Genomic DNA, 24,988 nt, shown 5'->3' on the forward strand with positions numbered 1-24,988 from the left:
TATCTTATCAGTCACTTTTCAATCGGAGAGTTGATTAGAGGTGATGTTACATTCCATCTCAACAATTCGTAATTCTGTTTCCAGCTTGATATCGGGATAAATATGAGTAAAAGCACCGCTGAGATCCGTCAAGCGTTTCTCGACTTTTTTCATACAAAAGGTCATCAAGTGGTCTCTAGTAGTTCACTAGTGCCAAATAATGACCCTACACTATTGTTCACAAACGCAGGGATGAACCAGTTCAAAGATGTATTTCTTGGCCTGGATAAAAGAGCATACTCCCGAGCGACAACTGCGCAGCGCTGTGTGCGTGCAGGTGGTAAACATAACGACTTAGAAAATGTGGGCTATACTGCTCGCCACCATACATTTTTTGAAATGTTAGGCAATTTTAGCTTTGGTGATTACTTTAAGCATGACGCTATTCGTTTTGCTTGGGAGTTATTGACCAGCGAAGAATGGTTTAACTTACCAAAAGAAAGGTTATGGGTGACCGTTTACGCAACTGATGACGAAGCTTATGATATCTGGAATAAAGAAATTGGTATTCCAGTTGAGCGTATTATTCGTATCGGTGATAACAAGGGTGCACCATATGCGTCAGATAACTTCTGGCAGATGGGTGATACAGGTCCTTGTGGCCCATGTACCGAGATTTTCTATGATCACGGTGATCATATATGGGGTGGGCCTCCAGGAAGCCCTGAAGAAGACGGTGACCGCTATATTGAAATTTGGAACTTGGTGTTCATGCAATTTAACCGTCAGTCTGACGGGACAATGGAACCTCTACCAAAACCTTCAGTTGACACAGGAATGGGCTTAGAGCGTATTTCTGCGGTATTGCAGCACGTTAATTCAAACTATGAAATTGATATTTTCCGTGAACTTATCGCAGCTGCAGCTAAAGCAACTGGCGCGACAGATTTAGAAAACAAATCATTACGTGTTATTGCTGACCATATCCGTTCTTGTGCATTCCTTGTTAGCGATGGTGTTATTCCATCGAATGAAGGCCGTGGTTATGTGTTGCGTCGCATTATCCGTCGTGCTGTTCGTCACGGTTATATGCTTGGTGCAAAAGACACCTTCTTCTACAAATTAGTTGCGCCACTGATTAAAGTCATGGGGTCTGCAGCAGATGAACTTGGACGCCAGCAAGCTATGGTTGAAAAAGTTCTTAAGACCGAAGAAGAGCAATTTGCTCGTACTTTAGAACGCGGTCTTCAATTATTAGATGAAGAACTTGCTTCACTGAAAGGGGATACTCTGAATGGTGAAGCTGCATTCCGCTTATATGACACCTATGGTTTCCCAATCGATTTAACGGCAGATGTTTGCCGCGAACGCAATATTAAAGTCGACGAAGACGGCTTTGAGCGAGCGATGGAAGACCAGCGTCGTCGTGCACGTGAATCCAGTGGTTTTGGCGCGGATTATAACTCTTTAATTAAAGTTGATAAGCGTAGTGAATTCTCCGGTTATCAATATGATGAGCAACAAGCCACTATTACTGCACTATATAAAGATGGCCAGCCTGTAGACAGCTTGAATGCGGGTGAAGAAGGCTTAGTTATACTAGATAAAACAGCATTTTATGCAGAGTCTGGTGGGCAAGTCGGTGATACGGGTTATTTAAATAATGAGAGCGCGAGTTTTAAAGTCACGGACACGCAAAAATATGGTCAAGCGATTGGGCATATTGGTCAAGTAGAAGCGGGTTCGCTGGTTGTTAACCATAGAATTACTGCATTCGTGGATAACGCTAGACGTGATGCTATCCGTTTAAATCACTCAGCAACGCACTTACTGCATGCGGCATTACGCCAAGTATTAGGTGACCATGTTTCTCAAAAGGGTTCACTGGTTAATGATAAATACTTGCGTTTTGACTTCTCTCATTTTGAGGCGATGACACAAGATCAACTACGTCAAGTAGAAGATATTGTGAATGCGCAGATCCGTAAAAACTTAGAAATTGAAACTGAGCTGATGGATTTAGAAGGCGCTAAAGCAAAAGGTGCTATGGCATTGTTCGGTGAAAAATATGAAGAGCGCGTGCGCGTTCTGAGTATGGGTGATTTCTCTATCGAGTTATGTGGTGGTACACATGCGCGCCGCACTGGAGATATTGGTTTATTCCGTATCTTGAGTGAATCTGGTACGGCAGCAGGCGTTCGTCGTATTGAAGCGACGACAGGCACAATGGCGATTGAAAGCATTCATCATCAATCAGAGCAACTTTCGGCAATTGCACACTTAGTAAAAGGTGATATGAATAGCCTTGTCGAGAAAGTAAAAGCGGCATTGGACAAATCTCGCCAGCTCGAAAAAGAAATTGTGCAACTAAAAGATCAACAAGCATCTCAAGAAAGTGCTTCACTAAGTAGCAAAGCGAAAGAGGTGAAAGGCATCAAATTGTTAGTCACTCAATTAGGAGATACTGATCCTAAGTTATTGAGAACTATGGTTGATGACCTTAAAAATCAGTTGAAATCAGCGATTATCGTGCTTTCAACAACAAGTGGTGATAAAGTCAGTATGATCGTTGGGGTAACTAATGATTTGACGGCTAAAGTTAAAGCAGGGGATTTGATTTCCCACATTGCAAGTCAGGTAGGTGGTAAAGGTGGTGGCCGCCCAGACATGGCTCAAGCAGGAGGTACTGACGCTAGCGCATTACCTGCTGCTATGGCGAGTGTCGAAGAATGGGTTGAAGCACGCCTGTAAGCACTTACAAAGTTGCCTCATTGAAAAATGAGGCAACTTTAATCTGTTGCGGCATTGTTAATGTATCGTTTGTAGTGCTATATTTTGCTTGTAAATAATTAGAATGCTTGTATTGATGGCATCAATGCTTTAGGTGAATGTCATTGCTTTACGTTTTCACGGTGTGTGATGGACAATAGCGGGGGATACCTAGAGACCCGACTCTTTTAATATTTCAAGGAGCAAAGAATGCTTATTCTGACTCGTCGAGTTGGTGAAACACTCATGATAGGCGATGAGGTAACAGTTACTGTATTGGGTGTCAAAGGCAACCAAGTTCGTATTGGTGTTAATGCCCCAAAAGAAGTTTCTGTTCACCGTGAAGAAATTTATCAACGGATCCAGGCTGAAAAGACTCAACCAGATAATCAATAATAATGAATAAGCGTCCAATGATTGACCACACAGCAAGAATGGGCGCTTGTCTTACTCGTATATTTTCTAAAAATACCCTTTCGTTTTTATAATTCTCTAGCGTCAAACTCATTTTATTGTTTAGTCTTAGGTTTCCTTGTACTGAAATTTTGTTTCCTTTTGTTTGAAATATAGGCTAATCAATCCCGTGAACTCATTTTTATTCGTTTATAGAATAATTTTGTCCCTGTATTTTTGTTTATAAAGTTAGTGTCATAAGGGCTGAAAAGTATCTTTTTCGGTGTTAAACTAATCATCTTGCTTGTGAAATGTGCAAACGGACAACGGAATGCAAAAAGTTTGGAAAAATTGTTTGACTTCTAAGTCTAGGAAAGTAATATGTGCGCCACACAGCAACGAGATGTTTGAAAAAACAAATCGTGTGTAACTAAAATATGGTGAGGTGGCCGAGAGGCTGAAGGCGCTCCCCTGCTAAGGGAGTATGCGGTCAAAAGCTGCATCGAGGGTTCGAATCCCTCCCTCACCGCCATTTTAGATTATGCATCCGTAGCTCAGCTGGATAGAGTACTCGGCTACGAACCGAGCGGTCGGAGGTTCGAATCCTCCCGGATGCACCATCTTTAACCCTATGAGAACATCTGATGGGGTATTGTTTTGGTTTTAGCAGCCAAACAAGACAGTAACTAAGAAGTTGATTTATAGAAGTAGAAGTTGATACAGAAGTTTGAGAGAGCAGCACATCTTGCATTAAGTATGCATCCGTAGCTCAGCTGGATAGAGTACTCGGCTACGAACCGAGCGGTCGGAGGTTCGAATCCTCCCGGATGCACCATCTCTTAGCTAATAACTTAGCAATATCAATAATACCTTTTAATTTAACTCAATAATAGTTATTGAAACTATCGATTTACTATCGACCAAATTTTGCATCCGTAGCTCAGCTGGATAGAGTACTCGGCTACGAACCGAGCGGTCGGAGGTTCGAATCCTCCCGGATGCACCATCATTAAGAAACTCCTCATTTGAGGAGTTTTTTTTTGCCCAAAATTGTCATTTATAAAATTAACTAAATCGTATTTTCTATACCACTTTGATTTATTCCCTCATAAACCACACATCTAGACAGCGACAATTTATGTGATTTAGGCTAAAGTAATTGCCTTAATAAAATAAATTAACATCACAGGCGGGAGGTCGACTTGATCCCGGACGTATCGAAAGCGCTCTCATGGTTAGAGGCGCACCCAGAAACACTAAATGGTATTCAACGTGGTATAGAGCGTGAAACATTGCGTGTAACCCCTACAGGCGCAATTGCAGAGACCTTGCATCCAGAAGGGCTGGGAAAAGCTTTAACACATAAATGGATCACGACAGATTTTGCGGAGTCCTTACTCGAATTTATTACTCCTGTAGATAAAAGCATTAGCCATAATTTGGCTTTTTTGCGGGATTTGCATCGTTATACAGCTCGTCACCTTCAGAATGAAAGAATGTGGCCGTTGAGTATGCCATGCTTTATTGAAAGTGAAGATAGAATCACTCTTGCACAATATGGTTCTTCTAATGTGGGGCAGTTTAAAACACTGTACCGTGAAGGCCTTAAAAATCGTTATGGTGCTTTGATGCAGACGATAGCAGGGGTGCATTATAACTTCTCTTTGCCGATCGAATTTTGGCAAGCATGGGCAGGAATTGAAGACGCAGAAAGTGGTAAAGAAAAAATTTCTGAAGGCTATTTACGCCTGATTAGAAATTACTATCGCTTCGGTTGGGTTATTCCTTATCTATTTGGCGCATCTCCGGCTATCTGCGGCTCTTTTTTGAAAGATAGGGAGACAACGCTATCATTTGATAAAACGGACTGTGGTACGTATTACTTGCCTTATGCGACATCATTACGCATGAGTGACTTAGGGTATACAAATAAATCACAGAGTGATTTAAACATCACATTCAATAAATTGGATGAATATGTCGAAAGCCTGAAAAAAGCCATTTATAAGCCTTCAGCTGAATTTGAAAAACTGGGTGTTAAAAAAGATGGCAAATATATTCAACTGAATACGAATGTGCTACAAATTGAAAATGAGCTCTACGCTCCAATACGACCTAAACGCGTACCTAAAGGCAGTGAATCACCTTCTGATGCGTTATTACGTGGTGGTATTGAGTACATTGAAGTCCGCTCACTGGATATCAACCCATTCAGTGCGATAGGCGTTAATGAAACTCAAGCACGTTTTGTTGATCTATTCTTAATATGGTGTGTACTTGCTGATGCACCTGAAATGAATGCACAGGAATTAGACTGCTGTCGTCAAAACTGGAATCGTGTCATTCTTGAAGGTCGTAAACCAGGCCAAGTCATTGGTTTCGGCTGTGGCAGCGAAGTTAAACCACTAGTTGACGTTGGACAGCAATTATTTAATGACTTGATCCGCGTAGCTGAAGTGTTAGACACTTGTTGTGATGCCAAATATCAAGAAGTTTGTCACCAATTTTTCGCTATGTTTAAAGACCCAACTCTCACATATTCAGCGCTTGTTATGGATGAAATGTTAGAAAAAGGTATTGGTGGTTACGGGTTAGAATTAGCTGAAAAATATTTTGAACAGCTAGTGAATGAGCCGTATGAAGTGATAACTGAAGAGCAATTTGAACAAGCACGATTAGCTTCAATAGAGAAGCAAGCAAAGATGGAACAAAGTGAGAGCGAAAGCTTTGAGGACTATCTGCGCATTCATGCAGGACGCTAAAAGAAATGGCCACGCTAGGTGGCCAAAAAAAATCTCTTAGAGAATTAGGGATGATAACAAATTGCGCGTCTTTCAATAATTCAGACTCTGTATTTTCAAAATAGTTTCATTTATTTTAGAAAATATTTTTTATTTTCGAGGAGGTCACGAAATGCCATTATTAGATAGCTTTACTGTCGATCATACTCGCATGTCAGCACCTGCTGTACGTGTGGCAAAAACCATGAAAACACCAAGCGGTGATACCATCACAGTTTTTGATTTGCGTTTTACTGTACCCAATGAAGAAGCCATGACAGAAAAAGGGACGCATACTTTAGAGCACCTCTTTGCAGGCTTTATGCGTGATCATCTTAACGGAAATGGTGTTGAAATTATTGATATTTCACCAATGGGGTGCCGTACTGGTTTTTATATGAGCCTTATCGGCCAGCCAGATGAACTGCGTGTTGCTAAGGCCTGGAAGGCTGCAATGGAAGATGTTTTGCAAGTGAAAGACCAAAACAAGATCCCTGAATTGAATGTCTATCAGTGTGGTACATACAAAATGCACTCACTGGAAGAAGCCCAGCAAATTGCACGTAATGTTCTTGCATCAGAAATTGGCATCAATAAAAATGATGAATTAGCATTACCGGCAGAGAAACTTGAACAGCTACATGTTTAGCTTTTTATCAAATATTCTCTATGAAAAGAGCCAATTAAGGCTCTTTTTATTTTTATATGAGAATTAGATTGCAAGTTTATGACTAAATCAAAGGTCAGGGACTTGAGAACTAAATGTAAGAGGCGTGATCCTTACTTGTTTAACGATATTTTCACTCATCGCTAATACTTCGATAAGGTAATGGCCTACCACAATTTGCTCTTCAAGTTGTGGAATATCACCGATGACCTCTAAAACCATGCCATTAACCGTCCTAGGACCGTCTATAGGGAGATTCCAATCAAAAGCCTTATTCAGTTCACGAATATTCGCAGAACCGTCTACAAGAACGCTCCCGTCACTTTGTGGCAAGACTTCTTCAGCCAAAGATGGTGACATAGAGGTTGTGAAGTCACCTACTATCTCTTCTAATATATCCTCGACAGTGATAAGACCTTGAATTTCACCGTATTCATCAACAATGATCCCAAGTTTTTCTTTATTGTGCTGGAAGTTAACTAACTGAACATTTAATGGTGTACTGTTAGGAATAAAATAAATGTTATCCGCAGCTTTGATGAGGTTTTGCTTATTAAACTCACGCTTTTCCATCATGAGACGGTAGGCTTCGCGGACGCGTAAAATACCAATGGAGTCATCAAGTGAGTCACGGTATAACACAATACGGCCATGAGGTGAGTGGGTGAGCTGCCGAATAATTGATTTCCAGTCATCATTGACATCAATACCAACAATTTCATTCCTTGGCAGCATAATATCGCCGACAGTGACTTTGTCTAAATCTAGAATTGAAATCAACATGTCTTGATTTCGGCGGCTAATTTTATGCTTTGATTCGTTAACAATGGTACGTAGTTCTTCCTTATTAACTGCATCAGTTCGTGCGGTTAGTGACTTCACCCCAATGCAGCGTAACAGTAGCGCTGAAATAGTATTAAATGCCCAAACAATAGGCATCATGACTACTTGCAATGGTTTTAAGAAGTAACTACTTGGGAATGCGATTTTTTCAGGGTACAGCGCTGCCAGTGTTTTGGGCATGACTTCTGCAAAAATGAGGATCACAAAAGTCAGGATCCCTGTCGATATCGCGACTCCTGCGTTACCATACAGCCGCATACCGATAATCGTCGCTAATGCGGATGCGACTATGTTGATTAAGTTGTTACCAATAAGGACTAGACTTAACAGTTTGTCAGGGTGTCTAAGAAGTTTTTCAACGCGGATCGCTGAGCGATTACCTTGTTTTGCTAAATGTTTTAACCGATAACGGTTTAGCGTCATCATCCCTGTTTCTGATGCAGAGAAATAGGCTGACATAAAAATTAAAACAATCAATATGATGATTAGCGTACTCGTGGACACATCATCCAAAACAAGTTTCCTTATATTGTGAAAGTCGTGGCTTTATTTGTGTCAAAATACCATAAACTCCTGTATTAAACGGTTACCAAAAAAAGCCATTGTTAAGATGATTGAGCCACCAACATGGAAAAATAGGACGCGCTTACCTCGCCATCCTCCATGGAAATGCCCCCAAAGTAGAGTGATATAAACAAACCAGGCGATCACGGATAACACCGATTTATGAATATTTTCTTTATCAAAAATATTATCCATATAAATAAAACCGGTACATAAGGTAAGAGTTAGCAAAATGACGCCAACTTGAGTGACGTGGAACATTTTACGTTCAATCACCATCATAGGAGGCATATCGGGGCTAAATTTTAAGGTTTTGTTTTTTAGCTGATGGTCAATTAAAGCCACTTGCAATGCATATAAAGCGGCAATAAGAAGCGTTGCATAGCTCAATAAAGCCAAGCCAATGTGAACAAAAAGTGGTACTCGCGCTTCGAGATGCGTAATAAACTCCCCAGGCATTAGCGTCGACAACATCAAGTTAATGATGGCAAAACTATAGACGATGGGTGTTAAGTACCAAGCTTTTCCCCAGTAAGCGACAACAGTCATAATCACACACATGAGTAAGCTCACTGTTGAGCCTAAATTCAGCAGTGTGAGGTTTTGTCCTTCGGCTTCACTAAAAATCAAAAATTTCAATGTAATTGCGTGAGTCACTAACGCAATCACAGCAAGAAAAAGTGCGAGATAGCGGTAAAGTGGCTGCTTGCGCACTTGGCCGGGGACGATCAGTAATAGACTGACCATGTATGTACAAACTGCTATGACTGCAAATACGGGCATAGTATAGTGTCGTTAATCATTTTTAGTGGAAAGTTATTTCATAGTATAACTTGTACGAGTGTAGGCTCCAACTATTGGACGGGCCAATCGCAATATATTCGTTGCTGATAGCATTTCATGCGCCTACTGGCTTGGTTTGTATTATTAAACTCAAACCATAATAACCTGTATCATCTGTTTCAAACAGGGGGCAGCGAAAAAACTGCGAGCATGTTACAATGGTGGCATTATTTTGCCGCGATTATTTTTAGTGTTGGTTTTCCTTCATCATAGTGAAGGCATTGATGCTTATAATTCAAGTTGTTAGATAATGCACACTTGAAATTATCTGTATTAGCAACCAGATCAGGCTGACATCGGCCCATCAACAGAATTGAGCTAAGACATATGTTTGATAATTTAACTGACAGACTATCGCGCACGTTGCGCAATATCAGTGGGCGTGGCCGTCTAACTGATGAAAATATTAAAGAAACACTACGCGAAGTTCGCATGGCCTTACTGGAAGCTGACGTTGCTTTACCAGTTGTCCGTGAATTCATTCAAAAAGTTAAAGAAAATGCCGTTGGGCAAGATGTCAATAAAAGTCTAACACCCGGCCAAGAGTTCATTAAAATAGTTCAAAATGAACTGACTAGGGCGATGGGGGACGAAAACCACCAACTTAATTTGTCCGCACAACCCCCCGCAGTTGTTTTAATGGCGGGCTTGCAAGGTGCAGGTAAAACAACCAGCGTTGCAAAATTAGGTAAGCATCTAAAAGAAAAACAGAAGAAAAAAGTATTAGTTGTCTCAGCTGACGTTTATCGCCCCGCAGCGATTAAACAATTAGAGACATTAGCTGAAAGTGTTGGAATAGACTTTTTCCCTTCAGAAGTACAAGAAAAACCCGCAGCAATTGTTCAAAAAGCATTAAAACATGCACAATTGCAATTCTACGATGTGTTGTTGGTGGATACCGCAGGTCGCTTACACGTCGATGAAGCGATGATGGAAGAAATCCAAGAAGTTCACCGCATTATTAAGCCAGTTGAGACCTTATTCGTCGTTGATGCGATGACAGGGCAGGATGCGGCAAACACAGCGAAAGCATTTAATGAAGCCTTACCACTGACAGGGGTTGTATTAACCAAGGTCGATGGTGATGCTCGAGGCGGTGCGGCACTTTCAATTCGTGCGATTACGGGGAAACCTATTAAATTCTTAGGTGTTGGTGAAAAAACTGATGCCTTAGAACCATTCCACCCAGAACGCGTCGCGTCGCGTATCCTTGGCATGGGTGATGTGATTTCTCTGATTGAAGAGATTGAGCATAAAGTTGACCGTGATGAAGCTGAAAAGCTTGCTAAAAAACTTAAAACGGGAGATGGCTTTGATTTAAATGACTTTTTAAGTCAATTAAAGCAAATGCGTAATATGGGCGGCATGGCGAGTATGATGAGCAAAATGCCTGGAATGTCTCAGTTACCCGATGCCGTTAAGTCCCAAATGGATGATAAAATCACCGTTCGTATGGAAGCGATGATTAATTCCATGACACGTAAAGAACGTGAAAAACCAGAAATTATTAAAGGCTCGCGAAAACGTCGTATTGCGGCAGGTTCGGGAACTACTGTGCAAGAAGTTAATCGCCTCTTGAAACAATTTGATGATATGCAACGCATGATGAAGAAAATGAAAAAAGGCGGCTTAGCCAAGATGATGCGCGGCATGAAAGGTATGATGCCACCGGGTTTTCCGGGGCGTTAAGCAATAAAGCCTCAAACAAAACGCACTTTTGATTGATTTTTGCGTCAAAGTGAGTAAACTTTTCGGGCTTTTTATATGACAGCCGGACTCTATCCCTCGATGGAGTCTGGTTGTTTTGTTAACTAATGAGGATGTTATGGTAACAATTCGTTTATCTCGTGGCGGCGCTAAAAAACGTCCGTTCTACCAAATCGTTGTAACCGATAGCCGCAATGCGCGTGACGGTCGTTTCATTGAGCGTATCGGTTTCTTCAACCCGATCGCTGCAGGTCAAGCAGAAGAACTGCGTTTAGATCTAGACCGTGTTGAGCATTGGGTTGGCTTAGGCGCAACTATTTCTGACCGTGTTGCACAACTGGTCAAACAAGCTAAGAAAGCAGCTTAATCTGTCGCGGTGGTAACAATGAGCAAGCAAACTAAACTACAGCCACCTGAAAACCCAATAGTATTGGGGAAATTAGGTGCGGCATACGGTATTCGTGGTTGGCTCAAAGTTTTTTCGTCCACCGAACATGCTGAAAGTATTTTTGAGTATCAGCCTTGGTTTATCCAACGTTCAGGTCAATGGCAACACATTGAAATTGAAGATTGGAAACATCATAACAAGGATATCATCGTCAAGCTGAACGGGGTCGATGACCGCGATGCAGCAGCACTCTTGACTAATTTTGAAATTGCGGTTGATTCAACCCAACTTCCTGAATTAGAAAACGAATACTACTGGAAAGACCTGATGGGCTGCCACGTAGTGACGTTACAAGGGTATGATCTTGGTACCATCACTGACATGATGGAGACTGGTTCAAATGATGTACTGGTCATTAAGGCGAACTTAAAAGATGCATTTGGCATCAAGGAGCGGTTGGTTCCGTTTCTTGATGGGCAGGTTATCAAGAAAGTCGATCTCGATGCCAAACTTATTGAAGTGGATTGGGATCCTGGTTTTTAAATCTCCGGTTGAACGGTTTTGATGAGTGGGACGAAATCATGTGGATTGGTGTAATTAGCCTGTTTCCCGAAATGTTCCGCGCAATAACCGAGTACGGGGTAACTGGCCGGGCAGTGAAGAATGGCCTGCTAACATTTGAGTGCTGGAATCCGCGAGATTTTACTCACGATAGGCACAAGACTGTTGATGATCGCCCCTATGGTGGTGGTCCAGGCATGCTGATGATGGTGCAACCGCTTAAGGATGCAATCAACGCAGCAAGAACTGAGGCTGGTGAGGGTGCAAAGGTTATTTATCTTTCACCGCAAGGGCGCAAACTCAGTCAAGACGGTGTTTGCGAGCTGGCAACCAATGAGAAATTGATCCTCGTTTGTGGCCGCTATGAAGGTATTGATGAACGTATCATTCAAACCGAAGTTGACGAAGAATGGTCAATCGGTGATTACGTTCTCAGTGGTGGGGAACTCCCCGCGATGGTGTTGATTGACTCAGTTTCACGGTTTATACCCGGGGTACTTGGTCATCAAGCCTCTGCCCAAGAAGACTCTTTTGCAGATGGTTTGTTAGATTGTCCACACTATACCCGCCCTGAAGTGTTAGATGGCATGCAAGTTCCTGATGTTTTACTTTCAGGAAACCACGCTAAAATAGATAGCTGGCGCATGAAACAATCACTCGGCCGTACCTGGCTTAGAAGACCTGAGCTTCTGGAAAGCCTAGCTCTGACTGACGAGCAGAGGATGTTGCTGGCTGAATTCCAACGGGAATATCAGTCTGAGCAACAAATGAATCCAGACAATTAATTGTCTAAACATATCAGTTTACCTAGGGTAAGAGAGTTATTATGAGCAACATTATTAAACAAATCGAAGAAGAGCAAATGAAGCAGGACGTACCTTCATTCCGTCAGGGTGACACCGTGGAAGTTAAGGTATGGGTCGTAGAAGGCTCTAAAAAACGTCTGCAGGCATTCGAGGGCGTGGTTATCGCTATTCGTAACCGCGGTCTGCACTCTGCATTCACTGTTCGTAAAATTTCTAACGGCGAAGGTGTTGAGCGTGTATTCCAAACTCACTCTCCAGTCGTAGATAGCATTGCTGTTAAACGTCGTGGTGCTGTTCGCAGATCTAAACTGTACTACCTGCGTGAGCGTTCTGGTAAGGCAGCTCGTATCAAAGAGCGTCTGAACGCCAAGTAATACGCTTTCGCTACATCCGAAAGTTATGTTATAGAGAGGCCCGCTTTTGCGGGCCTTTTTATATTCGTCACTATATTCTTCATATTTCAAATTGTAGCTGTGTTGGCTGCACTCATTCGCACTAGTCACATACTTGTGTATGCTCCTAGCGTCTCATTCCTTTGCCGCCTTGCTACAACTCGAACTATTTAGAATACAACTGAGAAAATCTATTTCAAGTTGTAGCCGTGTTGGCTTCGTTCAGCCATACAGGTCACATACTGATGTATGCTCCCTGCGATGTCCTTACTTTGCCGCCTTGCTACAACTCGAACTATTTAGAATATAGCTGAGAGATTAACCTCTTAATCTGTAAATAAATATTTACTAAAAATCAGTATTGAACACTAATTTAAATATTATAAATGTTAATTTTATGTAAAATTCTATATTTATCAATTTATTACTTAGGTGTAAATATTTATTTACATACATGGAAATATTTTACATAAATGGATTGAATTGTTTACGATGCATGGTATGTTATTACTCATGCACTCAAACACAATACGTAAATAATAAACTAAGCAAATATAAGCTAATAAGTAGGTAAAAAATGATCATGCAAAAAGATGTACTCAACAACGTGAATATTCAAGACGAGCAGGTATTAATCACTCCTGAGAGTCTGAAAGCAAAATATCCGCTGAGTAACAGCAGCCTGCATGCCATTGCGACATCGCGCCAAGTGATTGCTGATATCATTCATCAACGCGACCCTCGCTTACTCGTGGTATGTGGTCCTTGCTCAATCCATGATGTGGATGCTGCGATTGAATATGGTGAGCGTTTGAAAGTATTAGCCGAAGAATTAAGTGATAGCTTATATATTGTGATGCGTGTGTATTTTGAAAAACCTCGTACAACAGTGGGTTGGAAAGGCTTGATTAGTGACCCATTTATGGATGGCTCCTTTGAAATGGAAAAAGGCCTACATATTGCTCGTGACTTGTTGACTAATTTAGTGAATATGGGCCTACCATTAGCAACAGAAGCACTGGATCCTAACAATCCTCAATACTTAGGGGATCTATTCAGTTGGTCTGCAATTGGTGCAAGAACGACTGAATCACAAACACACCGTGAAATGGCATCAGGCTTATCTATGCCTGTTGGTTTTAAAAATGGGACCGATGGTAGCTTATCTACAGCAATTAATGCGTTAAAAGCAGCAGCAATGCCACACCGTTTTATGGGAATTAACCAATCGGGCCAAGTTTGTTTATTGCATACTAAAGGCAATAGTAATGGGCATGTTATTTTACGTGGTGGAAAAACGCCTAATTACAATGCTGAAGATATCGCGGCTTGTGAAGTGGAAATGAAAAAAGCAGGTTTAGCGCCATCGCTTATGGTGGATTGTAGCCATGGAAACTCAAATAAAGATTACCGTCGTCAACCATTAGTTGTTGATTCTATTATTGAACAAATTATTAATGGTAATGAATCAATTACAGGTATTATGTTAGAAAGCCATATTAATGAAGGGAATCAAACATCTGAACAAGCCCGTGACGCAATGAAATACGGTGTTTCAGTAACAGATGCCTGCATTAACTGGCAAACGACGGAAACGGTATTGCGTAATTTACATCAGGCATTGTTACCTGTGCTTGAACAACGTGCGCAAAAATTGAGTAAAGTGAGCTGATCAAGGTATTGGTATGTCTGTTGAGTTAACCCATTTACGGGAACAAATTGATGAAGTTGATAAATCTTTATTAGATTTATTAGCAAAAAGGCTGCAACTGGTTGCTGAAGTCGGTGAAGTGAAAAGCTTACATGGTTTACCGATTTATGTGCCTGAACGAGAAACAAGCATGTTGGCAGCACGTCGCGCAGAAGCTGAGCGTATGGGGATCCCGCCTGATCTGATTGAAGATATTCTTAGGCGGATCATGCGCGAATCTTATGCACGTGAAAATGATAAAGGGTTTAAAACACTGAACCCATCAGCAGGCCCCATTGTGATTGTTGGTGGTGATGGGAAAATGGGACGGCTATTTCATCGTCTCCTTAACTTATCAGGCTACCAAGTAAAGACCTTAAATGAAGGTGATTGGCCGCAAGCAGAATCTATAGTAGCAGGTGCTAGCATCGTGATGATTAGTGTGCCAATACATTTGACGGTACAAGTCATCAACCAACTGCCTAGGCTGGATAAAAGCACGGTCTTGATGGATATTGCATCGATTAAGCAACAGCCATTAGAAGCGATGTTAGCAGCCCATGATGGGCCAGTACTTGGGCTTCACCCGATGTTTGGCCCTGATATTGGTAGTGTTGCAAAGCAAGTTTTTGCTTACTGTAATGGCCGTAGTTCAGAGGCTTATCAATGGTTCCTTGAACAACTATTAGTTTGGGGAGCTCGTTTGAAAGAAATATCAGCCGAAGAGCATGATAGAAACATGAGCTTTATTCAGGCATTACGCCACTTTACAACATTTACTTACGGGCGAAATCTTGCTGAGGAAAATATCGATTTACAGCAATTGCTTGATTTATCATCGCCTATTTATCGCTTAGAGCTTGCGATGGTTGGGCGTCTATTTGCCCAAGACCCTCAACTATATGCAGACATTATTATGTCTTCAAATGAAAATGTTGAATTGATACGTAGATATCATCAGTTATTAGGTGATTCAATAGCACTACTAGAGAACAAAGATAAAGCAGAATTTATTCGCCAATTTAATCAAGTTAGTCAGTGGTTCGGCGAAGATGCCCATCATTTTATGAAAGAAAGCCAATCATTATTGCAACGAGCAAATGATAATCGAAAATAATCATCTCCACCCTCTATCGTGTTTTATGGCGGTAGGGGGCTTTAATTTTTGTTGATTTATTATTATCTTCCATAGTCTTCTGTTTTAGCTAATCTTGTCTATATATTTATTTAAAATAAGCAATTGTACTTATATGTATAATTTCTATCGAATAATATGCCACTTAGCCAAAAATTAAATTTATTCACTATTTAATTCTAAATTAATCGATTTATAAAATTAATATTTATAAATCGATCGATTTATGTGATAAAGATTTCATCTATTTTACCGATAACTCTACTCATTAAATGATGGTTAGCGTGGTAAATATATGTTTTTTAAAAATCTTAAAATCAGTATGAAGTTAACGGTCGCATTTGGTAGTTTTGTTGCGCTTATTATCTTAAGTTCAATATTTTCTTTAGCAAATATGAACCGAGCTAATGAAGGAATGAAGCAAGTGCTTTATGAAAGCTACCCTATTGCTTCGACAGCAGGGCAGATGATGGATAACTTTTATTCTTTTATTGGGATCCAAGAGCTTATTTTACTTGATGATCGTGGGAGTGATAAGCGTCGTGAAGAGCTGGCTAAAATTACACTGAAAATAACAGAGTTATTTGAAAAATTAGAAACTAGTGTGACCGATGATCGTTCTAAAGAAATTTTGGCGGACTTACGTGTGATCCGCCAACAGTTCCATGCATCACAGGCTCGTATGAATGCGTTCTTACAACAGAACAATCGCCAAGCTGCCATTGACGAGATGATGACGAAAACGTCGAGTATTCAGCGTGATTATCGAGACCAAATTCAAACTTTAATGGCAATTCAAGATTTGCAGATGCAAGAGATTGGCCGGAAAGTTAATGCAGACTATGAAAGTAATAAAATATTACTAGCAGTGCTATCAATCTTGAGTATTGGCGCGGGCTGCATAATGGGTTGGTATATTACGACAATTATTACAAGGCCATTGGAAAATGCAGTCAATTTCGCTCAGTCGATTGCAAATGGGGATCTGACTAAGGATATTCAGGTTACCTCAAAAGATGAAACAGGAGTGTTATTAAATTCACTTAATGCGATGAAAGAGCACCTACTAGAAATCGTTCAAGAGGTTCAGCAAGGTTCTGAAAGTATTTCGGCAGCAGCAGGGCAGATTGTTGCGGGGAACCAAAACCTGGCCGCGCGCACCGAAGAGCAAGCTGCATCAGTTGAAGAAACAGCCAGTTCAATGGAACAAATCACGTCAACGGTTCAAAACACGACTGAACACACTCATGAAGCCAGTATGCTTGCAGACCAAGCTGCGATTATTGTGCAAAATAATGGTGACATGATGAGCCAAGTCACGAACAAAATGCGTACAATCAATAGTTCATCATCACAGATGACAGAAATTATTAATCTAATCGACTCTATTGCATTCCAAACCAATATTTTAGCATTGAATGCATCTGTTGAAGCTGCAAGAGCTGGTGAGCATGGGCGAGGCTTCGCTGTTGTTGCTGGAGAAGTAAGATTATTAGCACAGAAAAGTGCCGCTTCCGCGAGTGATATTCGTGCGTTGATTGAAAATTCATCGGCACAAACACAAGAAGGCATGGAACTTGTTGAAAAAGCAACTCAACAAATACATGGCATGGTTGATAGTGTAAAAGAGATGAATGCGTTATTACGTGAAATTGGGCAGGCTAGCCGTGAGCAAAGCGATGGCATTTCTCAAATCAATAGTGCGGTCGGGCAGCTTGATTTAACTACACAGCAAAATGCGAGTCTAGTTGAAGAATCTGTTGTCGCAGCGGACTCATTAAATGAACAGGCGTACCATTTGAAGGAGCTAGTCAATTATTTCAGAGTGAAATCGTCGACTCACCAACCTGAAGTGAGAGTATAGTTTCAGTTTAATAGGCTGCACTGAAAAATGCAGCCTAACTATATCTTATTAAGGTGTAATTTTTTCAGGTTCAACAGGAACCACATTTTCGGATGGGTAGCAGCCTAATATTTTAATTGACCTAGTAATTGTTGAAAGCTCTCTTAAAGCTTGTTGCATATTATCTGAACGTAAGTTTGCATGCACATCGACATAAAACATCTCTTCCCACGGTTTTCCATTAATTGGGCGTGATTCTAATTTGCTCATAATTATCTTATTATTTTTCAAAATAACTAATGCATCAACTAAAGCACCAGCTTGTTGGCCAGTAGTAAGAAGCAGTGTTGTTTTTGCAGGAACTTGTTCTGTGACTTCAATTGCTTGTGGTGCAACAACAATAAAGCGAGTCATATTAATTTGCTGATTAGCAAGGTTATGCTCTATTACACTTAAATCATATAGTGCGCCACCAGCTTCACTTCCAAGAGCTGCGACACTTGGTGAGTTTTGGTCTGCGACCATTTGCATTGCAGTTGAAGTGCTATCACAATATTTTATTTCCCAGTGTGGGAATTGCGCTAAGTACTGGCTACATTGCTGGAAAGGCTGTGGATGGCTATAAACGGTTTTGATCTGGCTGAGATCGGTATTTCCTGTAGTTAAGAGACAATGGTTAATTGGGAGCCGAATCTCTCCGACGATTGATAATGACGTATTTTGCAGTAAATCGTAAACATCGTTAATTGCGCCCGAACTGGTGTTTTCTATTGGCAAAATACCATATTCCGCTTGTCCATTTTCAACTAATGAAAAAATATCTTGGAATTTGTGGCAACTGCATTCAACCAATTGGTCAAAATGACGGGCTGAGTACTGGCGTGCAGCAATGTGTGAATAAGAGCCTTTAGGCCCTAAGAACGCAAACCGGGCAGTGTCACTAGGGGTTAAATTTAAATGCTTTTGTAAAATTGCCTGTTGTGTAAGAACGGAGTCCTCAATAATCATTTGAAATAAGCGAGTAATATAAAAGCCATCAAGCCCTAGAGGTTTGCCTTTGTTAATTAAAACATCCAAAAGCTGGCGTTCACGGTCTTTATCACGAATTGGGCGGCTATCATCAATTTTTGTTTCCGCAACTTCAACAGCATAACCACGGCGCTTTGCTAAAAGATTAAGTAACTCACTATCCAGTTGGCTTATTTTTTCTCTTACTTTCAATAAATTAGTGCTGTTTTCCATTCTGCCCACCCTGTTAATATTATGATATAAAAAAAGCCCCCTAGAGGGGGCTTTTTAATTTTGTCTTCTTTTCTTTCTCGAACGACAAAAGCCCCTAATTAGGAGTTGCTAAAGAAGAAAAAGAAAACAAAATTAAGATTCATATGAATACCTTTAATCAGATTCAATTTAAATAAACCCGATACTCACTAAGAAGTCAATAGGTAAGGATCAGAAACATAAAAAAACGCGCCCATAGTGAGCGCGTTTGTAAGGTTCAAGATTAGTTGATAGATAATATAAAATTATAACGTAACAGTATTATTCGCTTCTTTTACACTATTATATGCTCTTCTTGATTCTCCTTTATGTTGCACTTTATTGAGTTGTCTTTCGAGTTTGTTAATTAGTTCATTAATTGCAACGTACATATCTTCATGTTTGGCACTTGCGACCAATTTTCCTGTCGCTGTTTTTATGTTGGCATCAACCATAAAACCTTGTGGCTCTTTTGATAATACAATATGGGTATTTATCAGGGATACTTGCCACTTGTCGAGTTTTGTTAGACGGCTCTCAATGTGCTCACGAATCGCTGGGGTAATGTCCATTTGCTTGCTAGTAATGTTCACTATCATATAGTTACCTCTCATTGTTTCCGTCTTTGTTGAGTTCAGAATACCTATTCTTGTTAAGAAAAAATTGATGTAGATCACATCTCATTCAGGGGAAGAGTAACAGCTATCTGAAGTGTGATTTCACATAAAAAAGGGGTGAAAAAGCATTGCCAAAATGAATGGATTAAGGGACACTGATTGAGTTGGCTAGGGGAACGGTAAATAGCCGGAGCATTTTTTGGGTTAAAATTAGTCCCTTAAATGAGCAAGCAACTAAATCGCCGCTAGCAAAGAAAAACAGCAGCCTTGGCTGCTGTTTTAGATCTCACGATGTTATTATTGTGGGTTTGCAGCAATAATACTCGCAACTTTATTCGCTTCTTGGTTTAGCCCCATCTCATTATAAGCAATTTCCATGTATGCTAAGGCATTACGTGTTGCTTCTGTGTCTGGGTAGTCTTTTAGCATTTGTTGAACACGATTAACAACCGCGACATAAGCACCGCGTTTGTTGTAGTATTCGACAACAGAAAGGTCGAATTTCGCTAAACGGTCTTTCAAGAAGACTAATCGCTTACTCGCATCATTTGAGTATAAGCTGTTAGGATAGTAGCGAACTAGCTGACTGAAATCTTTGAATGCAACTCGTGCATGCTGTGGGTCTCTGTCTGAGCGGTCGATACCAAAAAGGCCTTGCAATAAGCTATCATCCAGAGCCATTGCGGTTAAGCCTCGCATATAGAGGACATAATCAATATTTGGATGAGTTGGGTTCAAACGCATGAAACGGTCAATTGCAGCTATCGCCATTGGCAGTTCTGCTGATTTATAATATGCATAAATCAGGTCTAATTGAACCTGTTGAGCATATGGACCAAATGGATAACGGTTATCAAGAGCTTCAAATTGTTTAATCGCTGCTTTAAAATTGCCGTCCTGTAATTTTTGCTGACCCGTTGCATATATTTCAGCAGGGGAGCTATCAGGGCTGACTTCAGGAGTGCTGGAACAGCCGACTAAAATCAGGCTCAACGTGGCTGCAGCCACCAGATTTTTCATACGTATCATCACGTGTAGGTTATCCTCTGAGTGTTTCGAGGGAGTCTATCCATAAGGCTCCCGGCAAAATTCGAGTTACAATAGCATATATTTTAAATGAAACGGCGCTGCCGTCAAAATACAAACACCAAAAAGTAGATTAATTTATGGCTCAACAAGTACAACTTAGTGCAACTATCGCTGAATCACAGCTTGGTCAACGTTTAGATCAGGCTTTGGCCGAATTGTTCCCTGATTATTCACGTTCTCGCATAAAAGAATGGATTTTAGCTGATAGAGTGCAGGTTAATGGCAAAGTTATCAATAAGCCAAAAGAAAAAGTTTTCGGCAGTGAACAAATTTTAATCGATGCCCTCATTGAAGAAGATAATCGCTGGGAACCACAAGATATCCCACTTAATGTGATTTATGAAGATGAAGATATCTTAATTATTAATAAACCGCGTGATTTAGTTGTTCACCCTGGTGCAGGGAACCCTGATGGCACAATTTTGAATGCGTTGTTATATCGCTATCCTGAAATTGCAGATGTGCCAAGAGCCGGTATTGTTCATCGTTTAGATAAAGACACCACTGGCTTAATGGTTGTAGCAAAAACAGTTCCTGCTCAAACCCACCTCGTTGAAGCATTGCAACGTAGAGAAATTACGCGTGAATATGAAGCGGTTGCAGTAGGCCGTATGACTGCGGGGGGCATGGTAGAAGAACCTATCTCTCGTCATCCAACTAAAAGAACGCATATGGCTGTTCATCCAATGGGGAAACCTGCGGTAACGCATTATCGAATAATGGAGCACTTTAGAGCCCATACTCGGTTACGTTTACGTCTGGAAACGGGGAGAACCCACCAAATCCGTGTCCATATGGCCCATATCAATCATCCATTAATTGGTGACCCTTTATACGGTGGCCGTCCGCGTCCATTAAAAGGGGCGACAGAAGAATTTCTGGAAGTGATGCGTAATTTTGATAGGCAAGCACTGCACGCCACCATGTTACGCTTATATCACCCAATTTCAGGTATTCAAATGGAGTGGCATGCACCGTTACCTGATGATATGGTTAAGCTTATTGAAGCTCTAAAAGCAGATACTGAACTGCATAAAGACGATATGGACTGGTAATGAATACATTGATTTTCCCTGATTGGCCACAACCTAACAACATAGCGAGCTGTAGTACAACGCGTGCAGGTGGTGTGAGCCTACCACCTTTTGATAGCTTGAATTTGGGTGATCATGTTGGGGATATCCCCAATGCCGTCAGTGAAAATCGTCAGCGCCTTGAAAAACTTGCTCAGCTGCCACAACAGCCTGTTTGGCTTGAGCAAGTTCATGGGACGGATGTGCTCAATCTTGTTGGTAAGAAAGTTCACAATAGGCAAGCAGATGCCGTGTATAGCAATCAGGTAGGGCAAGTTTGCGCTATTATGACTGCGGATTGCTTGCCTGTGTTATTTACTAATCAAGCAGGAACGGAAGTGGCAGCAGCCCACGCAGGGTGGCGCGGGCTATGTCATGGGGTTCTTGAAAATACAATCAATCAGTTTATTAGTCCTGCAAATGAAATTATCGCTTGGCTTGGCCCCGCTATTGGTACTGAGAAATTTGAAGTTGGTAAAGAAGTCAAAGAGGCTTTTGTTAATCAATCATCTGATTTAGCCTCTGCCTTTATTCCTTATAATGATAAATATCTAGCTGATATTTATTTATTAGCACGTAAAAAACTACAGGCTGCTGGCGTAACGAAGGTCTATGGTGGTGATTTTTGTACAGTAACAGATAAAAACAGATTTTTTTCCTATCGAAGGGAAGGAAAAACCGGCAGGATGGCATCATTAATATGGATAAATACCTAGCGTTGGTGTTTTGTTCTAAATTAATGGATATAACAGAAATAATTCCTTGCGAAACTTGAATATTTAATAACTGACCTCATCTAGTATCCAGTAGCAAATTTAATCTCATTTATTGGAGGTGTTATGCGTCTGGACCGTTTAACGAATAAATTCCAGCAAGCTCTCGCTGACGCCCAATCACTAGCCCTTGGGCGCGAAAACCAGTTTATCGAACCTATTCATCTATTAAGTGCCCTTTTTAATCAAGAGGGTGGCACAGTTCGTCCATTGCTGACGACGTTAGGCGTGAATGCCGTACAATTTCAGCAAAAAGTCGAAGATGCATTAGGGCGTTTACCTCAAGTGCAAGGTGTAGCGGGCGATGTTCAACCATCAAGTGACTTAATGCGTCATTTGAATTTATGTGATCAGTTGGCACAAAAGCACGGAGATGAGTTTATCTCCTCAGAATTATTTCTTGTCGCAGCTTTAGAAGCCAATACGACATTAGCAGACATGCTCAAAGCTGCTGGTGTTAATAAAGATAATTTAAAAAAGGCAATAGAACAGATGCGTGGTGGAGAAAAAGTGAATGACCAAAGCGCTGAAGACCAGCGCCAAGCCTTGAAAAAATACACTGTTGATTTAACCGAACGTGCAGAGCAAGGCAAATTAGACCCAGTGATTGGTCGAGATGAAGAAATTCGTCGGACCATTCAAGTACTGCAACGCCGTACTAAAAATAACCCAGTGCTGATTGGTGAGCCAGGTGTTGGTAAAACAGCAATTGTTGAAGGGTTAGCACAACGTATTGTAAATGGTGAAATACCAGAAGGGCTAAAAAACAAACGCGTATTATCCCTGGATATGGGGGCGCTGATTGCGGGTGCGAAATATCGTGGTGAGTTTGAAGAGCGTTTGAAAGCGGTTCTAAATGATCTTGCCAAACAGGAAGGTAACGTCATTCTGTTTATTGATGAGTTACACACCATGGTTGGTGCAGGTAAAGCCGATGGTGCGATGGATGCGGGTAATATGTTAAAACCGGCTCTAGCTCGCGGTGAATTACACTGTGTTGGTGCAACCACATTAGATGAATACCGTCAATACATTGAGAAAGACCCTGCTTTAGAGCGTCGTTTCCAGAAAGTGTATGTGGCAGAGCCATCTGTTGAAGACACAATTGCCATTTTACGTGGTTTAAAAGAGCGTTATGAATTGCATCACCACGTACAGATAACAGACCCAGCGATTGTGGCGGCAGCGACGTTATCACATCGGTATATTACTGACCGTATGTTACCTGATAAAGCAATTGACTTGATTGATGAAGCGGGTGCAAGTTTACGTATGCAAATGGATTCGAAACCAGAATCCTTGGATAGGCTGGAACGTCGTATTATTCAGCTCAAACTTGAACAGCAAGCGCTGAAAAAAGAATCGGATGACGCAAGTAAAAAACGTCTTGAAATGTTAGAAGAAGAGCTTGCAGAGAAAGAGCGTGAATATTCTGCGTTAGAAGAAGAATGGAAAGCTGAAAAAGCATCATTAACGGGTACTCAGCATATTAAAGCTGAACTTGAAAATACACGTATCGAGATGGAAAAAGCACGCCGTATGGGTGATTTGGCAAAAATGTCCGAATTGCAATACGGTAAAATTCCAGAATTGGAAAAACAGCTGGAAGCAGCAACGAAAGCTGAAGGTAAAAGCATGAAACTGTTACGTAACAAAGTAACAGATGTTGAAATTGCTGAAATCTTAGCGCGTTGGACTGGTATCCCAGTATCTCGAATGCTAGAAAGCGAAAGAGAAAAACTGTTACGCATGGAACAGCAACTCCATCAGCGTGTTATTGGGCAAGATGAAGCGGTCGTTGCAGTATCGAATGCAATTCGTCGTAGCCGTGCAGGGTTATCAGACCCAAATCGCCCAATTGGCTCGTTTATGTTTTTAGGGCCAACAGGGGTAGGTAAAACTGAGTTGTGTAAAGCGTTAGCAAACTTCATGTTTGATAGCGATGATGCAATGGTTCGTATCGACATGTCTGAATTTATGGAAAAACATGCGGTGTCGCGTTTAGTGGGCGCACCTCCAGGTTATGTCGGTTATGAAGAAGGTGGGTATTTAACCGAAGCTATTCGACGTCGTCCATATTCCGTCATTTTATTGGATGAAGTTGAGAAAGCACACCCTGATGTTTTCAACATTTTATTGCAAGTGCTTGATGATGGACGCTTAACGGATGGGCAAGGTAGAACGGTAGACTTCCGTAATACGGTGATCATTATGACATCTAACTTGGGTTCTGACTTAATCCAAGAAAGGTTTGGCATGATTGGTTATTCAGAAATGAAAGATATGGTGATGGAAGTGGTATCTCATAGTTTCAGGCCTGAATTCATTAACCGTATCGATGAAGTCGTTGTATTCCATCCATTAGGTAAAGAGCAAATTACGAATATTGCTAATATTCAACTGGCTCGTTTATACAAACGTCTTGAAGAGCACGGCTATGAAGTCAGCGCAACACCAGCTGCACTTGAGAAAATTGGGGAGGCTGGTTTTGACCCAATCTTCGGAGCAAGGCCATTGAAACGTGCAATTCAGCAGGAAATTGAAAACCCTCTGGCACAAGAAATCTTGTCAGGTAGGTTATTGCCAGGTAAACCAGTCATTTTAGATGTAGAAAATGACGAAATTGTTGCTAAACAGTAATTGATATTATTGTAGAATCAAAAGGTGGCTATCATTAGCCACCTTTTTTATATCAAATTACGTATAAAACTGCTTTTTTTGTTTGAGAATTGGTCGTAAAGTATGAAATGTAGTCACTTGAAAGTTTTTTTCAAAAAAACACTTGCCAGATTTTTCTGACTCCCTATAATGCGCCA

At 41.0% G+C, this 24,988-nt stretch carries 20 protein-coding genes, 4 tRNA genes and 1 other annotated feature; of the genes, 19 read left to right on the forward strand and 5 right to left on the reverse strand.

The features are described from left to right. The first annotated feature begins 102 nt into the window (after nucleotides 1-102). The 8 genes from alaS to luxS all read left to right on the forward strand — a co-directional run bounded on the left by alaS (nucleotide 103) and on the right by luxS (nucleotide 6,570). Entirely contained in the window at nucleotides 103-2,730 is a 2,628-nt protein-coding gene (alaS, locus tag PSF67_RS17295; protein ID WP_272677328.1) for an alanine--tRNA ligase, read from the forward strand. A gap of 228 nt (nucleotides 2,731-2,958) precedes the next feature. Continuing rightward, nucleotides 2,959-3,144: a carbon storage regulator CsrA gene (gene csrA / locus PSF67_RS17300; protein WP_004264815.1), complete on the forward strand. Its 186-nt coding sequence runs from the start codon at nucleotides 2,959-2,961 to the stop codon at nucleotides 3,142-3,144. A 436-nt stretch (nucleotides 3,145-3,580) separates the two neighbouring features. Further along, a tRNA-Ser gene (locus PSF67_RS17305) sits at nucleotides 3,581-3,673 on the forward strand. An 11-nt stretch (nucleotides 3,674-3,684) separates the two neighbouring features. Next, a tRNA-Arg gene (locus PSF67_RS17310) sits at nucleotides 3,685-3,761 on the forward strand. A gap of 138 nt (nucleotides 3,762-3,899) precedes the next feature. Next, nucleotides 3,900-3,976, forward strand: a tRNA-Arg gene (locus tag PSF67_RS17315). A gap of 94 nt (nucleotides 3,977-4,070) precedes the next feature. Then, nucleotides 4,071-4,147, forward strand: a tRNA-Arg gene (locus PSF67_RS17320). A 196-nt stretch (nucleotides 4,148-4,343) separates the two neighbouring features. Next, nucleotides 4,344-5,903 (forward strand): glutamate--cysteine ligase, encoded by a 1,560-nt coding sequence (gene gshA / locus PSF67_RS17325; protein WP_102139734.1) that lies wholly within the window; start codon nucleotides 4,344-4,346, stop codon nucleotides 5,901-5,903. Nucleotides 5,904-6,054: 151 nt separating this feature from the next. Then, on the forward strand, nucleotides 6,055-6,570 hold the full coding sequence (luxS, locus tag PSF67_RS17330; protein ID WP_166267719.1) for an S-ribosylhomocysteine lyase: 516 nt from the start codon (nucleotides 6,055-6,057) through the stop codon (nucleotides 6,568-6,570). Nucleotides 6,571-6,657: 87 nt separating this feature from the next. Here the strand turns inward: luxS and PSF67_RS17335 are convergent, their stop codons facing one another. Both PSF67_RS17335 and PSF67_RS17340 read right to left on the reverse strand, forming a co-directional pair. Beyond that, a complete protein-coding gene (locus PSF67_RS17335; RefSeq protein ID WP_102139732.1) occupies nucleotides 6,658-7,944 on the reverse strand; it encodes a CNNM domain-containing protein in 1,287 nt (428 codons plus the stop codon). Between the two features lie 42 nt (nucleotides 7,945-7,986). Further along, nucleotides 7,987-8,778 (reverse strand): cytochrome C assembly family protein, encoded by a 792-nt coding sequence (locus PSF67_RS17340; protein ID WP_102139731.1) that lies wholly within the window; start codon nucleotides 8,776-8,778, stop codon nucleotides 7,987-7,989. Nucleotides 8,779-9,165: 387 nt separating this feature from the next. Here PSF67_RS17340 and ffh point away from each other — a divergent pair, with 387 nt between their 5' ends. The 8 genes from ffh to PSF67_RS17380 all read left to right on the forward strand — a co-directional run bounded on the left by ffh (nucleotide 9,166) and on the right by PSF67_RS17380 (nucleotide 17,381). Further along, the gene (gene ffh / locus PSF67_RS17345; RefSeq protein ID WP_102139730.1) at nucleotides 9,166-10,527 is read left to right on the forward strand and encodes a signal recognition particle protein; all 1,362 of its coding nucleotides are present in this window, start codon (nucleotides 9,166-9,168) and stop codon (nucleotides 10,525-10,527) included. Nucleotides 10,528-10,663: 136 nt separating this feature from the next. After that, nucleotides 10,664-10,912 (forward strand): 30S ribosomal protein S16, encoded by a 249-nt coding sequence (rpsP, locus tag PSF67_RS17350; protein WP_004264823.1) that lies wholly within the window; start codon nucleotides 10,664-10,666, stop codon nucleotides 10,910-10,912. An 18-nt stretch (nucleotides 10,913-10,930) separates the two neighbouring features. Beyond that, nucleotides 10,931-11,476, forward strand: a complete 546-nt coding sequence (rimM, locus tag PSF67_RS17355; RefSeq protein WP_047757188.1) for a ribosome maturation factor RimM — start codon at nucleotides 10,931-10,933, stop codon at nucleotides 11,474-11,476. 38 nt (nucleotides 11,477-11,514) lie between these two features. Further along, nucleotides 11,515-12,279 (forward strand): tRNA (guanosine(37)-N1)-methyltransferase TrmD, encoded by a 765-nt coding sequence (trmD, locus tag PSF67_RS17360; protein ID WP_125893610.1) that lies wholly within the window; start codon nucleotides 11,515-11,517, stop codon nucleotides 12,277-12,279. A 41-nt stretch (nucleotides 12,280-12,320) separates the two neighbouring features. Continuing rightward, a complete protein-coding gene (gene rplS, locus PSF67_RS17365; protein WP_096864779.1) occupies nucleotides 12,321-12,674 on the forward strand; it encodes a 50S ribosomal protein L19 in 354 nt (117 codons plus the stop codon). Between the two features lie 595 nt (nucleotides 12,675-13,269). Next, complete coding sequence (locus tag PSF67_RS17370; RefSeq protein WP_102139727.1) at nucleotides 13,270-14,364, forward strand: 3-deoxy-7-phosphoheptulonate synthase; 1,095 nt, start codon at nucleotides 13,270-13,272, stop codon at nucleotides 14,362-14,364. A gap of 13 nt (nucleotides 14,365-14,377) precedes the next feature. Then, a complete protein-coding gene (gene tyrA, locus PSF67_RS17375; protein ID WP_102139726.1) occupies nucleotides 14,378-15,499 on the forward strand; it encodes a bifunctional chorismate mutase/prephenate dehydrogenase in 1,122 nt (373 codons plus the stop codon). Nucleotides 15,500-15,812: 313 nt separating this feature from the next. After that, nucleotides 15,813-17,381 carry a methyl-accepting chemotaxis protein gene (locus PSF67_RS17380; RefSeq protein WP_272677329.1) on the forward strand — a complete coding sequence of 523 codons (1,569 nt, stop codon included), beginning with the start codon at nucleotides 15,813-15,815 and terminating at the stop codon, nucleotides 17,379-17,381. Between the two features lie 48 nt (nucleotides 17,382-17,429). Here PSF67_RS17380 and pheA read toward each other — a convergent pair whose 3' ends face one another. From pheA to bamD, 3 genes are all read right to left on the reverse strand, one after another. Further along, nucleotides 17,430-18,602 (reverse strand): bifunctional chorismate mutase/prephenate dehydratase, encoded by a 1,173-nt coding sequence (gene pheA, locus PSF67_RS17385; RefSeq protein WP_102139724.1) that lies wholly within the window; start codon nucleotides 18,600-18,602, stop codon nucleotides 17,430-17,432. A gap of 26 nt (nucleotides 18,603-18,628) precedes the next feature. Beyond that, nucleotides 18,629-18,746, reverse strand: a sequence feature (Phe leader region). Between the two features lie 140 nt (nucleotides 18,747-18,886). Continuing rightward, the gene (gene raiA, locus PSF67_RS17390; protein WP_102139723.1) at nucleotides 18,887-19,219 is read right to left on the reverse strand and encodes a ribosome-associated translation inhibitor RaiA; all 333 of its coding nucleotides are present in this window, start codon (nucleotides 19,217-19,219) and stop codon (nucleotides 18,887-18,889) included. A 315-nt stretch (nucleotides 19,220-19,534) separates the two neighbouring features. Further along, on the reverse strand, nucleotides 19,535-20,266 hold the full coding sequence (bamD, locus tag PSF67_RS17395; protein WP_102139722.1) for an outer membrane protein assembly factor BamD: 732 nt from the start codon (nucleotides 20,264-20,266) through the stop codon (nucleotides 19,535-19,537). Nucleotides 20,267-20,403: 137 nt separating this feature from the next. Here bamD and rluD point away from each other — a divergent pair, with 137 nt between their 5' ends. From rluD to clpB, 3 genes are all read left to right on the forward strand, one after another. Then, nucleotides 20,404-21,381, forward strand: a complete 978-nt coding sequence (gene rluD / locus PSF67_RS17400; RefSeq protein ID WP_102139721.1) for a 23S rRNA pseudouridine(1911/1915/1917) synthase RluD — start codon at nucleotides 20,404-20,406, stop codon at nucleotides 21,379-21,381. Then, on the forward strand, nucleotides 21,381-22,115 hold the full coding sequence (gene yfiH, locus PSF67_RS17405) for a purine nucleoside phosphorylase YfiH (RefSeq protein ID WP_272677331.1): 735 nt from the start codon (nucleotides 21,381-21,383) through the stop codon (nucleotides 22,113-22,115). The genes rluD and yfiH overlap by 1 nt, the downstream gene beginning before the upstream one ends. Before the next feature lie 123 nt (nucleotides 22,116-22,238). After that, nucleotides 22,239-24,812, forward strand: a complete 2,574-nt coding sequence (gene clpB, locus PSF67_RS17410; protein ID WP_102139719.1) for an ATP-dependent chaperone ClpB — start codon at nucleotides 22,239-22,241, stop codon at nucleotides 24,810-24,812. Nucleotides 24,813-24,988: the final 176 nt, after the last annotated feature.

This window comes from Providencia sp. PROV076 (genome assembly GCF_028483405.1).
GTDB classification, from domain to species: Bacteria; Pseudomonadota; Gammaproteobacteria; order Enterobacterales; family Enterobacteriaceae; genus Providencia; species Providencia huaxiensis.